Annotated in this window: 11 protein-coding genes; 2 read left to right on the top strand and 9 right to left on the bottom strand. The window is 45.3% G+C overall.

Annotation, left to right across the window (positions count from 1 at the left end):
* Positions 1-199: 199 nt before the first annotated feature.
* Complete coding sequence (locus tag G4V62_RS02960) at positions 200-4,402, bottom strand: S-layer homology domain-containing protein (protein WP_165199262.1); 4,203 nt, start codon at positions 4,400-4,402, stop codon at positions 200-202.
* A gap of 560 nt (positions 4,403-4,962) precedes the next feature.
* On the opposite strand from G4V62_RS02960, the gene G4V62_RS02955 reads away from it, so the two are divergent.
* Positions 4,963-5,412: a C40 family peptidase gene (locus tag G4V62_RS02955; RefSeq protein WP_165199261.1), complete on the top strand. Its 450-nt coding sequence runs from the start codon at positions 4,963-4,965 to the stop codon at positions 5,410-5,412.
* A gap of 629 nt (positions 5,413-6,041) precedes the next feature.
* Here the strand turns inward: G4V62_RS02955 and G4V62_RS02950 are convergent.
* From G4V62_RS02950 to nagA, 4 genes are all read right to left on the bottom strand, one after another.
* Positions 6,042-6,227 carry a YwzD family small protein gene (locus G4V62_RS02950; protein WP_165199260.1) on the bottom strand — a complete coding sequence of 62 codons (186 nt, stop codon included), beginning with the start codon at positions 6,225-6,227 and terminating at the stop codon, positions 6,042-6,044.
* A gap of 480 nt (positions 6,228-6,707) precedes the next feature.
* Positions 6,708-7,430 carry a GntR family transcriptional regulator gene (locus G4V62_RS02945; protein WP_165199259.1) on the bottom strand — a complete coding sequence of 241 codons (723 nt, stop codon included), beginning with the start codon at positions 7,428-7,430 and terminating at the stop codon, positions 6,708-6,710.
* A complete protein-coding gene (gene nagB / locus G4V62_RS02940) occupies positions 7,423-8,178 on the bottom strand; it encodes a glucosamine-6-phosphate deaminase (protein WP_165199258.1) in 756 nt (251 codons plus the stop codon). The genes G4V62_RS02945 and nagB overlap by 8 nt, the downstream gene beginning before the upstream one ends.
* The gene (gene nagA / locus G4V62_RS02935) at positions 8,175-9,359 is read right to left on the bottom strand and encodes an N-acetylglucosamine-6-phosphate deacetylase (RefSeq protein ID WP_165199257.1); all 1,185 of its coding nucleotides are present in this window, start codon (positions 9,357-9,359) and stop codon (positions 8,175-8,177) included. The genes nagB and nagA overlap by 4 nt, the downstream gene beginning before the upstream one ends.
* 174 nt (positions 9,360-9,533) lie before the next feature.
* Here nagA and G4V62_RS02930 point away from each other — a divergent pair, with 174 nt between their 5' ends.
* Positions 9,534-10,349 (top strand): SurA N-terminal domain-containing protein, encoded by an 816-nt coding sequence (locus G4V62_RS02930; protein ID WP_165199256.1) that lies wholly within the window; start codon positions 9,534-9,536, stop codon positions 10,347-10,349.
* A 76-nt stretch (positions 10,350-10,425) separates the two neighbouring features.
* On the opposite strand, the gene G4V62_RS02925 is transcribed toward G4V62_RS02930, so the two are convergent.
* The 4 genes from G4V62_RS02925 to G4V62_RS02910 all read right to left on the bottom strand — a co-directional run bounded on the left by G4V62_RS02925 (position 10,426) and on the right by G4V62_RS02910 (position 14,815).
* Positions 10,426-11,610: a hypothetical protein gene (locus G4V62_RS02925; RefSeq protein ID WP_165199255.1), complete on the bottom strand. Its 1,185-nt coding sequence runs from the start codon at positions 11,608-11,610 to the stop codon at positions 10,426-10,428.
* Between the two features lie 174 nt (positions 11,611-11,784).
* Complete coding sequence (locus tag G4V62_RS02920) at positions 11,785-12,216, bottom strand: hypothetical protein (protein ID WP_165199254.1); 432 nt, start codon at positions 12,214-12,216, stop codon at positions 11,785-11,787.
* Between the two features lie 315 nt (positions 12,217-12,531).
* Positions 12,532-13,161, bottom strand: coding sequence for an O-methyltransferase (locus G4V62_RS02915; protein ID WP_312855419.1), 630 nt, complete (start codon positions 13,159-13,161; stop codon positions 12,532-12,534).
* Between the two features lie 316 nt (positions 13,162-13,477).
* Positions 13,478-14,815 carry a TolC family protein gene (locus G4V62_RS02910; protein ID WP_165199252.1) on the bottom strand — a complete coding sequence of 446 codons (1,338 nt, stop codon included), beginning with the start codon at positions 14,813-14,815 and terminating at the stop codon, positions 13,478-13,480.
* Between the last annotated feature and the right edge of the window lie 73 nt (positions 14,816-14,888).

The following is a 14,888-nucleotide window of genomic DNA, read 5'->3' as shown; positions in this document are numbered from 1 at the left end:
CTCTCTTGTTTTCGACAACTCAAGTGTAGTAAAGATATAGGAGCTTGTGTGTATTTTTTTGTTCTTTTTTTCGTAAACCCCAACAAATATTGTAGAGCCGTATTTTTTTTCTTTTTTCGTGAAGCCCAACACATATTATAAAGCCAAAAAAGTTGGATACCGAGTTAAATCTCGGTATCCAACTAATCATAAGGAGTATTTACAGATTAATAGTAACTTCTGCAGTTAAATCATCCGCATCTAATCCATTATCCGCAGTAACTTTAATCGTGATTGAAGATAGATCATCGTTGACAGTTACATTGTCTACACTAGTTGGTACTTGACCATTAGCGGCTGATGTAACAACAACTTCAGTAGCATTTTGAATATCTTCTTTAGTAACGTCGCCTTCAACTGTAAGATCGGCTGTGATTGTAGCCTCAGTAGCAGTATTACCAGAAATACTTACATTGCTTGCAGATGCTTCAGGAGCTGGCGCTGGCTCAAGTCCTGAAACTTCACCAGTTGCTGAAGTTTCACCATCTACAACGCTAACTGTAACTTTTTGGCCATTTTCAAGCTTACCCTCAGTTACTGTAAATACTACATTCCCAAGGCTGTTAATAGAGACATCAGTAATCTCTACTCCTTCTACAGGTTCTCCTGCTTCAGTTTCTACTACAATTTTAAATTCTTCAGCAGTTAAATTATTGATTTCATTGGTTACGTTAGCTTTAAACGTATTTGAACCAAATTCATCAAGTGTCTCGCCAAGTTCAGGAATAACTACTAATTCTTCAGATTGAGCAGAAGTGTCGTCATTTGTGTTAGTCACTTCTAGCTTTTGACCATCTTTTAGACCAACATCTTCACCCAATGTTACAGTCGCAGTAGCACCATTAGAAGCTACTTTAACAGTCGCATCAACATCTTCAGAAACAGTTTGACCTTTATGGTCTAAAATGTTTACAGTGTAAGCATCTGCTTCAAAGTTTTTTACATCAGCAGTTTCACTACCAAAATCAATTGTTGCTGATTTTCCATCAGCAGCTAATTCAACAGTGTCTACTGCTGGGGCATTATCTGTTGCTAATGCATCAAAGTTTAGTGATTTCGTTGACACACGGTAGTTGAAGTCTTCAACATTTGTACCGTCAGCGTATTCGAGTGCATCAGTATCTCCGTCGAAATCAACGTCAACATACTCATCTACGTTAGTTTCTCCAGATTGATTACCTTCACCGAATTCAGGGAACACTTTGATTGTCATAATGTCATCATCATTATTATCAACAAATTGGTATGTTCCTTCAGCTTCTTGAGTGGAGTACTCGATCTCTTCGCCGTCAGAACCAGTCAGTGTGAATTCACCGCTATCTGCTAGATCAGCGCCAATGAATTCAACATCGTCAGTGAATACAAGGTTAAATTCAAAGTATCCTAGGTCAGTGCCATCAGCAGCAACATAGTTCATGTCTCTGTTAGCGAAATTAGTGTTCGTCTCGTCAATGACGTCTCCGTCTCTTTCTTCACCTACAGAAAACTCTTCGCCTTTATCTCCGTACTCTACAGAAGTTAAGCCAAATGGTGTTTCGAAGGCTTCTGGCTCAGCAGTAATCTTGTCACCAACAGAGATATCATCTTCAAGTGTCAATTCAACGATTGTTCCACCAGACAACAACTTAGCTTTGTCAACATCATGACCACCCACACGGATGTCATTCTCGTCAACTGTGTCAACTGCTTTGTTTAGTGTAAGTTTCACTTTGTCGTCATCTGTTTTTACTGCATCTACAATTGTTACTTGGTTAGACTTTTCGTCTTTCTCAAGTACTTTAATCTCATCTTGATCAGTCTCATTTGAACGGTTGCCATAGTCATCTTCAAGATTGTCGAAGCTTAGTGTTAGGCTATCTCTGTCTTCAGAATCGAAAAGAAGCGCTTTATAGTCTTCTGGCTCATCTGCTTCAATCGTCACTTTAGCAGCGTAACCATTGTCAGAAGCTGTAACTGAAACGTCAAACTCATCTTCTTCATCTAGAGCACCAAGAGTATATTCACCATTGTCGATGTTTTCATCGCCATCGTACTTAACTTCTACTTTATAGTTTTCTAGGTTTTCGATAGAGTAACGATCGTCACCAGTTACCATTTTGCGACCGAAATCAACGATGAATTCTAGTTCTTCATCATTTCCAGTTTCGAAAGCTAATGTGTTTTCTAACACTTCTTGTGCGTCAAAGTCATCGTCAGCATCTACGTCGAAATCGTCAGTAAGTGTATCAATCGCATTTCCGAAAGTATCTTCTAGATCAGATACTTCAAGATCATACGTACCAGAAGGAAGTTCATCTTCAAGAGTGATGACGACACCATTGTCGTTTTCATCATCGATATCAATCAACTTGATATCTTCGATGTCGACATTGATTTCATCTCCGTCTTCATCAGTGATCTTGTAGTTGTCTTCATCTTCAGCAGAATCTTCGTCAAGCTCTTTGTTGAACTCAACTGTGATTTCTTTATTATCATAATCGATGTCTTCAATTTCAGGAGCAGAGTTGTCTTCTCCAACTTCTACTGTGTACTCAAGAGTTTTGTCTTGATCGTTACCCCAGTAGTCTTCTAGCGTGCCAGAAGCTACATAAAGTTTTGCAGATCCTTCAGGAAGAGCATCTTCAGATTTGAAAGTAAGTTTTACTTCATTTCCGTTGATCACATCTGCTGTATCAGCTCTATTAGAAGTATTTGTGTGATAAAAATCATCTGCATCAAGATTGTCACTGCTCAAGTCTTTGTTAAAGACAAGTGTGATTCCCGTTTGTGAAGCGTTACGGAAGCCAACGATTTCGATTTCTTCGTCGTTCTCCTCAACTTCTACGTCAACTCTTTCTGGAGATACGTTAAAGCCAGCAAGGTCTTCAACCTCATTGTCAACGTCAACTGTTACTGTGTCGCCGTTAGAGAAGTTTGCACCACTCAATTCGATGACTGCAACGTCGTTACGCGTACCTACTTTGACTTCACGGATGTTTTTCTCGTCGCCATCTTCTTCAACTGTGAAGATGTCATCCCAGTCACTGTCTCTTGCATCAAGGTCAGATACGTCCATCGGCTCAGAGAAGAATACTTTTACAGCATCTTCACCAATGACTTGAACGTCTGTTACTTCAGGAATTGTGCTGTCGCTGTATTCAACGTCAAACGTTTCTTCTTCACCAAGAACGTTCTTGTCAACGATCACTTTTCCATCAGTTTGGTTTTCGACACCTTTGATAATGCTGTTGTCATCTTTGTTACCAAGAGTAAGCAATGCTTTGTTTCCGTCGATGACTACGTCAACAACTTCAACTTCATCGTCGTCTTGGTCTTCAAGATCGTCGCCATCTTCATCTTCGAAAGAGTAGTTTTCAGGGTTGCTTGCCTGTACTTTGTCGAATTCGCTGTTAGAGAATGTAACTTCGACTTGACCAAGGTTGATTGCTTCAACAGAGTCGATGACAGTTTCAGCGTAGTTAAACTCAGCTTCAACGTCGTTCACTGTCAAAGTACCTTCTTTGCCGTCAAGGCTTTCGTGAGTCAAAGTAACTGTTAGGCCATCTTCAGATACTTCGGATAGCTCAACTTCAACTTCTTCGCCGTCAACGAGTACTTCGAAGTTCTTCGCAGATAGTTCTTCGCCTTCTTCACCTTCGAAAGCTTCTGGAAGAGTTACTGTAGTTGTCGTGCTGTTTGTAGATTCAACAGACTCAACTTCGACAAGATCAACAAGCTCGCCGTAACCAGCTTGAACTGATTTGTAAAGGAAAGCTGCAGCTTCTGCACGAGTTACGTCAGCGCCAGGTACATAAGTTGTAGCTGTGCGGCCTTCAACGATTCCAGCTTCTACTAGTGCAGCGATTGAATCTTCTGCCCAGCCGTAGCCTTCAAGGTCTGTGAATGGTGTGTTTGTAGAAGTAGCTTCTACGCCGAATGAGCGAGAGATAACTTCTGCAAGCTCAGCACGGTTAATTGATTCGTTTGGTTGGAAAGTGCCGTTTGGATAGCCTTCGAAAAGACCAGCGTCAACAGCAGCTGCAACCGCACCGTAGTACCAGCTGTCAGCGTCTACATCAGAGAAGCCAGGAGCTGTTACATTTTCAGTGTCTAGGTCTAGGTAGTTTGCATATAAAGTAGCGATTTGTGCACGAGTCATAGACTCATCTGGAGCGTAGATGCCGTTTCCAACACCTTCGATAACTCCTTCTGCTGCTAGGCTGTATACAGCTTCTGCGAACCATGCATCTGCAGGTACGTCAGAGAATGATACGTCTTGTGCGTTGGCAACTGCAGGAGCAGCCGCGCCAATGGCACCGGCAGCAACAGTGGCAGTGGTTGCTGTAGCTAAAAATTTACGAAATGACTTTGGTTGATACGCCATGCCAATAATTTCCTCCCTTAATATGTAGCTTTTTTTAGTTTATATAGTTCACCGCTCCAAATGCGAAGCGGGGGAACCCAAAATCAATGAAACTCAAAATCTAGTATAATTTTCTATGCGAACCATGTCAACTCTCGAAAAGCGATCTTTGTTAGATTTACTAATGACTGGTAGGTTCGCTTCGATATGCCTAGTGTACCTTAACCTTCCATAGATTCAAAGACCAAAATTATGGAAATTTGTCCACTGACCATCCAGCAACGCTTTATTTTGTTAGCTTGCTGAGACATACCCTAGCATAATTACGCAGAAGAGGCAACCTCTTCCTTGTAAATCCATCATACCACGTTCTTTTCATAAATCGACAGTTGTTGTCGTTTTGTTACGAAACTGTAAAAAAATAAGAGGCTTCTTATGATAGACTACCGTCAGAGAGAAAAAACAGAAAAAGTTACCTGTTTTACCACATGAGGGTTCAAAAGGTAGATATATAGAATAAACGCTTTTGAGTCGCCTCTACATAAGAAAGAACAAAAACAAAACATAGGGTGGGTTCTACAATGTTCAAGAAAATCGCGACAGGAATTGCTGCTTTTTCAATCGCAGCTTCATTATTCGTACCAACAGCAGACGCAAGTTCATCAAATGAAATCATCTCAACAGCAAAAGATTACATCGGAACACCTTACGCTTACGGTGGCACATCGGCTGCTACAGGATTTGACTGCTCTGGCTACATTAGCACAGTCATGGATTCTCACGACGTGTGGGTGCCACGGACAACAAGTGCACAATTCAGCGCTGGGACAAGCGTTGCTAAATCAGACTTGCAAGAAGGTGACCTCGTCTTCTTCAATACGACCGGTAACGGCGTATCACATAGCGGTATCTACATTGGAAATGGACAGTTCATTCACTCCGCGACATCGAATGGTGTGTCGATCTCCGATATCGATGACCCTTACTACTGGGGTTCACGCTACATTGGCGCTCGCCGCGTCCTCAACTAATCTGTTACATAATGATTTACCACAAGCCCATGGGTGTTAAACCCTTGGGTTTTTCTTTTGCGACTAGGAATGGTAAGAATTTTACACTCGCTAGTCAGTGTATGAGCATTTTTGGAAATCAGACGCGTTTTTTCTTTACGATTCCATGACAGCCGTTAAGAAATTGATATATTTGCAATCTCTTTCCTGTATTGATCTTCTCACGTATATAGACGGATTGCGGCGTAGAAAAGTTTCACCTTTTTATTATTTTTTTATGATTTCCCGATCGATTGTACTCAAATGGAAACAAGTCGTTGTCGAGTTTCTTCCTTATTATATAGATAAAAAAAAGCACCCCGGCGATCGTGTGCTTTTTAATCGTGGCCTATACTGCTGAAAGTCAGCTTTTTTCTTCTTTCTTTTGCCTTGTAGCTTCTGATCGTAGAAAGTCTTTTTGTAAAAACAGCGGCGTCAAAAGAGTGCTTATCGCTAAAGTCATTTGGACGTTGACATCAAAATATGCATCCGAGTTTCTTCATATATTAAAACGCTTCTTCAAGCTTCCAAAGTTGTCTCCGCACACTTTTCGCTAAACGCAATCACTGCCTTACCTAAGTTTACATCGCTGCAACGAAAAAGGTGCGTTTTTAATCGTTTGTCTGCCGTTCGCTAATCAGCAACGGCTGCAGCTCTCCGATCATCACCCGCACTAATTCTTCCACTGTCATCGCCTCGGACGTTTCCGCTTTTTGGTACGCCTCGCGCAGCACGTCGATCATAGAATGGTGGTCGACCGTTGTCCTGAATAATGAGTCCTTCTTTGCCTGAGACATTTGTTCACCCCGTCTGTTATCATCACAATCCTTGAATTTCTGTATCTATGTCTTTATCTCTCTTTCGACACGAAGTACACCTTTTCTGTCTGTTGGTGCTACTTTGTAAAGATGTTCGCTTCTTTTGCATCAATTGACACAATCTTACATCACTCTCACGCTTTCGACAAGGTCATCTTTGAAAATGGCATGACGGCGCCAACTGCACGTTCAAACAAATGTAACATCTCGTGTAACTGTTGATATAAACCCTTTGAAGAACGTCGCTTGTCACCACGTGTTTATGGTGAAAGCTCATCCAAATCAATCTTAAGATTTTATCGATCGTAACATGTAAAAAAACCTGCAATTCTGCAGGCTTCGGAGTGTAGACAAAGTCATTCGTTTGTTTTGAAAAAAAGGTAGCGCCGGCTTTATGGAAAACAATTGTCACCCTCAGGTGCAGTGTAACAAGGCGGGTACGACCAATTGGTCACTGGCTTAACGTTTCATTTCCGTCATAAATTTATATTGGTCGGCTTTTAAGGTTGTTTTCGTCCATTCAATGGGCACCTGCTCGTCATTGTACGTACAGCGGGTTATGACGAGGAGGGGCTCTCCGACATCAATCTGGAGCTTTTTTGCCTGTGAGCGATCGGCGACAGCCGCTTCGATCTCCTGACGCGCGTGGTCGATCGTCATGCCGCAGTCGTTTTCGATGTACGCATATAAAGAGGTTTTCGCCTGCTGTGGTGTCCAATTGGGGAATAACGTAACCGGCAAACACGTCTTTTCAATCGCGAGCATGTCTTTGCCGACGTGACGTAACCGTTCAAAAATATGACCGTCTTGTGCATTCGAGAGCTTTAATGCGTCGCGCATGACAGCGGGAGGCTGTTTTTTTTCATAGGATAAAAGGGTCGATTGTAAGCTGAGTCCCCTTTCCTTCATTTCTTCGGTAAAGCTTTTGACACCTAAGAGCGTTTTGGCGAATTTTCGTTTGGCGACAAAGGTGCCTTTTCCTTTTTTCCGCGTGACATAACCGTCGTGGACGAGCTCGGTTATGGCTTGCCGGGCGGTCATGCGACTGATCTGAAAAGACTGGGCGAGCTCGCGTTCGGAAGGTATCATCTCTCCCGCCGCGAGCTCGCCCGTTATCATCGCCGTCTTCAGGCGCTCGTAAAGCTGATAATACATCGGCACCGAAGACGATTTATCAAGCATGCACGTCTTCCTCACCTGGCACTTTCGCAGCTGCATACGCTTCTTGGTCAACGATCATCGTGACGTCAGGGTGGTTACGCAGCGCTGTCGCCGGTACGTCCTCACGAATGGTTCCGTACAATACTTCCGCTAGTGCTTGTCCTTTCTTTGCTCCTGAAATTAAGAGAAGGATCTTTTTCGCTTCGAGAATGCTTTCGATGCCCATTGTAATCGCATGGGTCGGGACCTCATCAATTGAAGCAAAATAGCGGGCATTTGCTTCGCGCGTCGATTCATCAAGGGCAATGACGTGCGTGCGTGTGTTAAATGGTGTGCCTGGCTCATTAAAACCGATATGTCCGTTCGTGCCAATCCCGAGAAGCTGGAGGTCAATGCCGCCGGCGTTTTTAATTTTTTCTTCATAGGCTTTGATTTCCGCATCGATATCTTCGGCCATGCCGTCTGGAATGTGTGTGTTTTCCCGGTCGATATCGACATGGTTAAACAGTCTGTCCTCCATATAGTAACGATAGCTGTTTTGATCGCTTGCCGGTAAGCCGACGTATTCATCGAGATTAAACGTCGTCGTGTTTTTAAAGCTGACCTGACCTTCGTTGGCCGCTTTGACGAGCTCGCGGTATGTCGTCTCCGGTGTCCCGCCTGTCGCGAGTCCAAGCACAGGCGCTTCCTCTGTCTTCATGATCTCCATCATGATTTTTGCAGCTTCGACGGCCATTTCGGCACTGTGATCGACAACTTTAATGTTCATTCGTCTTCTCCTTCTTTCTTCGCAAATGATAATGTTCCACGGCAATACGTTTCAATCACCGAGAACGAGTCGTCCATGACGACGATGTCAGCATCTTTCCCGACAGCAAGGCTGCCTTTGCGGGCGAGGACGCCGAGCTCCTGCGCTTGATTATAGGCGGTCATCGGCAGCAGGTCGCGCAAGCTTTTCCCGGAGTATTCCACCATATTTTTCAAACCGTCGACCATACGTAAAATACTTCCGGCGAGGGCGCCGTTTTCTAAAACCGCTCGATCATCCGTGACCGTCACACTCTGTCCGCCTAAATCGTAATTGCCACGTTTTAAACATTTTGCCCGCATCGCATCGGTAATGAGCACGAGCTTGTCCGGACCTTTCATCCGCAATGCGAGATCAAGCATTTCCGGACGGGAGTGAATGCCGTCCGCGATTAACTCGGCGGTAATGCGGTCGTTCATATAAACAGCCCCGACGACACCAGGCTCACGATGGTGCAGCCCTTTCATCCCGTTATACAAATGCGTTGCATGCGTCACGCCGTGGTTGACGGCTTCCATCACTTCTGTGTAATCAGCATCGGAATGACCGATCGACGCGATGACGCCGTTTGCCTTTAAATAAGCCGTCAACGCATGGTCTTGATCAAGCTCAGGTGCTAACGTGACGAGCTTAATATGTCCACCCGCAAGTGCTTGCCAGTTTTTAAACACGTCAACACTCGGCGTGACCATATGCTCTTTTGGCTGAGCGCCACAACGCTTTTCGTTTAAAAACGGCCCTTCTAAATGCACCCCTAACACTTCTGCGTGACCAGGCTTTTGCTCGGTTTCAATATAGTTTTTCGCATTGGCTAATGCGGCTTCAATCGCTTCCTGCTCCTGGGTTATCGTCGTCGCGAGAAAACTCGTCGTTCCTTCTTCCGGCAGACCACGGCTCATCGTATCGAGCGCTTCTGTCGTTGCGTCCATCGTATCCGCGCCGTGCGTCCCGTGAATATGAACATCGATCATGCCCGGGATCACGTGGACGGGCTTATCGTAGGAAATGACGCTCGCGCCTTCAGTAGACAGGCGTCCTGCTTCGCCAATGCCGACGATGCTGCCGCGTTCAAATGCAATTTCTCCGTCTTCGATCACACCTCGTTCAGTATAGACTGTAACGCCACGAAGTATTGTTTTCATCGTTTTGTACCCATCCTTTGTTTAAAAATGCCGTGCATCCTCTTTCTTCTCTCTATTATATGCCGATGAAGCACAGGCTGTCTATACCAGTGGTCGACTCTTTTTTGACAGAACCCCATCTCTCTGTGGTACGATACGAACCATTACGTAGAATGCTTGAAAGGAGATTGTTTTATGTCAAAAAAATGGACCACACTTTTGTTCACGGTGCTATTAACGATGGCGGCGTGCTCAAACGATGATACGAAAGCCCCTGAGGAAGGTGAGCAGGCACCTGAAAATGGCGCTGAGCAAACTGAATCAGGAGATGTTGCTCTGACGGAAATCCCTGATGTCGTGGCGAAGGTCAATGATACAGAAATTCAAAAAGACCGTCTTGAAGATCAAATCGAAGCCCAGCTCGGGCAATACGGGCAAACCGTGGAAGACGCGCCAAATGAGCAATTAAATCAAATGTACTACTCTGCAGCCCAGTCTCTCGTCAATGAAGAGCTTCTGCTCACGGCATCCGCTGACTTTAAGCCGTCCGATGAGGAAATTAATGCGGCATGGACAAAAGAAGCCGAGCAAATCGGCGGTGAGGACAAGCTGAAGCAAGGCATCGAGCAGGCGAATTTTACAGAAGATGAATATCGCGGTCTGTTAGCCGAACGTATTCAAGTAGAAAATTACGTCGCTGATCGCACGGGTGAGGTTGAAGTGACCGACGAGGAGGCGAAGGAATTTTACGATCAGCAGTCGCTCATCCTTGGCGGGGCTCAAGGTGAAGGCGGCGAAGGCGAGGGCGCTGAAGGCGAAGCGACACTCCCTCCGTTTGAAGAAGTGAAAGAAACGATCGTCGCTCAGCTTAAGCAACAGAAGCAAGGTGAGCAAACGTCCGACATTATCGAAGAATTACGTGCGGATTCGTCGATTGAAGTGTTTATCGAAGAGCCAGAAGCACCGGCAATGCCAGGAGCGCCACAAGAAGAAGCGAACGAAAATGCATAACGTATCCTTCAGCTAAATAAAAGTGCAATCAAAGTTTTGTATGCTTTGGTTGCACTTTTTTCGTTTGGGGCGGTTTTCACATCGGCGTCCGATTCCACAGCGTAACTTCAAGCAATTGCTCGTTTACTTTGACGACGTCGTTGTTGAGCAGCGTAGATGTGTGCAGCTGTTGTGCTAAACGGTGCTGAAGCTGAGCGATGGACGCTTCCGTGTGCCCTTGGAGGAATATGCGGGCTTGTTGCTGCTGTTGGTCAGCGACCCGGCATTCGATCTGAAAATGACGGATGTCTTCGTGCAGTGTGGCTTGAATGATGGTGGTCAAAGCGTGGTAGAACAGAATCGCCATTTTCGGCGGCAGCAAAGCTTTTGGGTCGTCGGTCGTCAAGTGGTACGTAAAAACAGCGAAGTGCTTCTGATGGTCAAGCGTTTCTTTTAACAGCGATGTGAGAGCTGGCATCGATAAGGCATAGGTTTCCCCATCTGTCGCGGCATTCAAATTTTTTGCCGGAGAATGATTGCGTTCAGCCAAAACGAGCGCAACCTCGTGTTCTGCTTTACGAAGTGTAGCGACTCGTTGAGCAAGCTGGTGTTTTTCGACCTCATTCATATGCTGTTTATGTGCAACAGCATGCTCTGCCATCCAAAGGGAACGCCTCAGCTTTTCGTGTTGGATGATCCGTTGCCAAAGGACAACAGCGACAATTCCGAAAGATGAGAATAAATAAGGCTCTCGTATGAAGAGCGCACTAGCGATGCTTATGTAAAACGCAGCCGGCATGACGGCCGACCAAACGGTTAAATGGGCTTGTTTGCGGTATAACGTCCACATCAAATGGCACGAATAGAGCAGTAAGCCGACCATCCATACCGTAAAAGCCGTCGGCGGTAGAAAGATGACGACAACTGCTCCAGCACCAATGAGCAGCCAGTCAAGATGGTTGGTCATTCTTTGCCAGTTGTCTACGTGGAGTGAACGTAGCAAACTTGTCACGATGGCTAAGCTAAGAAACAACGTAAGCTGGTCGATCTGTTCGACGATTTGCGGACTCAGCACGCTGTTGACACCAACGGAGAGCGCACTCGTCATACCGATCAGACAGAGTGCCACCAAGATAAACGGCACGTGTCTCCCTGTCCGGTGTATACTAATGCCGGCAAGGAGCTGTTCAAGTGCGAGCACAAACAGCATACCGAATACGAAAAAAGTCAACGCCAGCGTGCCTGTAGAAGGATTGAGTATGTTTGTCCATTCTAGTGCCATTGTGTATACGATCCACCTCGCCTTTTTCATGCATGACTAAGAAGAGCGAGACGATCAACACCGGACGTCATTTGGCTCAATTCACTTTTTACCGCATCGATCCACTTTTAACCGCACGCTCACAGCCAGCCATTTTTTCTCATTGTAGCATGCAAAAAAGTCTTGTTTCACGACTTATTGTGCTTTTTTGGCGAGGGTGACGAAGCGTTCGACGAAAAACCAATGATTTTCTCCGACAAAAGCAGCAGGCTGCTCACTTTCCTTCACTAAAGCAGCGAGCTCCGCTTTGACAAGTGCCGACGGTTGTTCCGAAATCACTTTCGTCGCTTCCGTTGCATAGCTGAAATATTGTAATGCATCCGTTTGCGAATCGCTTTGCTTGGCAAGGGCGCGCAGCTGCTTTAGCATAACCAAGACGTCATTCTCCGCCATATCAGACTGACGTAGCATGTCATCGATATCGACATAGGAGCCGTGCGGCAATTCTTCTACAGCCACCGCCGATTGACTTGTCTCAGCAGCAGAAGATGGCGCTGCACTCCATGAGCCGACTGCAAGCACAAAGCCGATCAATAATACTTTTCCACCAATGAACTGGCGCTGCATGCTGTCCCCTCCTCTAAAACGAACAGATTTGCCTTAACCAAGGCTTCTAAACGTTCATTATAAAGGAGGAATTTTAAGGCCACGTAAAGTGAGCGTAAACATTTCGTAGAAAAAAATATTTCTCAGCGATCGAAGCTTTAGCCTAGACGCAAGGCTTTCGTTTTTGAGGAAAAGAGCGTGGCAGCCGCTGACGAAGCAAAGCGGTGATCAGCCTGCTGACCAACGGGGGAATGCTGTACGCTAAGCTTACAGAGAAAGAGTGCAGAAAAATCTAGTTTGATTTCGTCTACACTCGGGCAGTTGAATGACATCGCCCTACTTCACGCGCGCTGCTACGATCCCGTCGCCGACAGGGAACAAAAAGCTGTCGAGCTGCGGATGGGCGGCGATTTTTTTATTAAATGCTTGCATGTTTTCATTTTGCGGTGATGCATCATTTTCATCGAGTACTTTTCCACGGCGCAATACATTATCAGCTAAAATCACTGTTCCTGACGTCGACAGACGAATTGCCGCATCTAAATAATCACTATACTGTTTCTTATCAGCATCAATAAAGATCAGATCAAACGTCGCCCGTTCTTTGCTGAGCTTTTCCATCGTTTCGAGCGCTTCACCAATCCGGTATTCGACTTGATTGCCAAGCCCTTCCGACTGTAGTGTCTCATGAGCAACAGCGGCATACTCCTCCTTTAGTTCAAGGCTGACGAGGCGCCCTTTTGCCCCCATCGCCTGACAAATTAAGGCGCCGCTATATCCGCCGAGAGCACCAATTTCAAGTGCGCTCTCTGGCTGATACAGACGAATGAGCCACTGCAGCATTTGCCCTGCAGCTAAATCTATAGAAATATGCGGCATATCGTGCTCATTTAGTCGTGCGTTCACCCGTTCAAGTAACGTTTTATCCTGTACAAACCATTGTTCGATATATTCATTGACATTCACTTTTATATTCCCCTTTCTCGACTTGGCAAAGCTTTCGTCTCTTGCTCGTTCATTCGTTGCGAGCATCTTCAAGGCTTTCGCTTGTCGTCTCCATACAATAATGCAGGAAAAAACGTATGCTAGCTGCATGTCTGAAAATAACTTCAGCAAGCTGTGAGACGAACGAACGTTTCGCAGCTTTTTTGTCTAAAAATTCAACCTCTATTATACATTGCTTTCACTCATCGTGTGAATGGCGAAAGATAGATTTATTTTTTCGCAATGGCATTGAAAAATCGCCAGGCACATTCACCTGACGATTTACGAGTGTATTTTTTTAAAATCCGCCGCCTGCACCGCCACCGGCGCTTGAGCCACCACTGCTTAAACCTTCTTTAAAGAGACGCAGCTCTTCTCGTAACAAAGCATAGTCTTTTTGCGCACTTAGCAGCTGAAGCTCAGCATTGCTCACTTGGAGACGGGCATTTTCAAGCTCGTTTGGCGTGATCGTTCCTTGTTCAAGTGCCTCAACTGAGATGTCGTACCCTTTTTTCGCCTTCTCGATATTTTGTTCATAGAGGGCGATTTGCTCGCTCATGGCTAAAAATTGGTTTTCAAAGTCTTGGCTTTTCAGCTTGAGCGCCTGATGCTGCTGCATTAACCGAACTTCACTGTCGCTCTTTTGCGCTTCGTAATACCGTTCCAGCTCTTCCTCGGCATCGTCTCGGTCATCTTTCGCATCTTCAAGCGCTTCTTCAGCTGCGTCACGCTGGGCAATGAGCTGATCCTTCTGACCGGCGACTTGCTGTTGTGCCATAAATTGCATGAGCAAGTTCATCGCCTCGTCTGAAATATCCTCGATGTCCTCCGCATTTTCGATGTCATCGATAATATCGCCAAAGTCAATGTCGTTGTCTAAGACTTTGAGCTGTGCATTGATCGAATCGATCGTCTGCTCATACTGCTCAGCCCCTAAAACGTCAAGCGAGGTGGCATCATCAGCAATGTCATCGTAAATGTTAACGGCTGTTTTGATCGGCTTTAATGACGGATGATCGTCTTTGACAGACTTGTATAGATTGTCGGCTTGGTATTGCCCGACGCTAATTTGCGTAAAGGCTGGCACGTTGACGAGCAAATCCTTACGGAGCTGGTCGTTGCCGAGCATTTGGTTTAACTGATTACGAAGTGACTTCATTTGCTGCCGGCTGCCTTCTAGCTCGGCTTTCGCATTATTGACGGACACCTCAGCTTGGATCATCTCTTGACGGGAAGATACACCTTCTTTATAACGAAGGGTCGTCAAGCGTAGCTCTTCCTCGGCATTTTCAAGTGATTTTTGCTGTACTTTATCACTCTCTTTCGCCAACCAGTAGTTGTATAGCATTTGATAATAGCCGAATTCTCGACCAAGCTCGGAGGCTAACGTTTGATATTCCGTTTGCGCATCTTGAATATCTTCAAGATCGTCGGAAAACTCCCCTTGATAAGGCTGTGTTTCATCAGACAAATCGGGCAAGGTTTCGTATAAGTCGTTCGCTAAATCTTCTTTTTCCATTTTATTAACAGCCTGTTTTAAATCCCAGTTCGTTGCTTCATCGGCCTTTAATGTGAAGAGCGGTCCTGCGGCAATGACAGTCGTTGCTAGTACAGGAATCCATAGTTTCTTTTTCACAGGTGTTAACTCCTCTCCCTTTTAGCTAAAAGATGTTGGCAGAGAAGGAGACTCCTTCAAGCCCCCTCTTACA

Source organism: Litoribacterium kuwaitense, assembly GCF_011058155.1.
GTDB lineage: Bacteria > Bacillota > Bacilli > Bacillales > DSM-28697 > Litoribacterium > Litoribacterium kuwaitense.
This window is presented reverse-complemented; position numbering and strand designations above follow the sequence as displayed.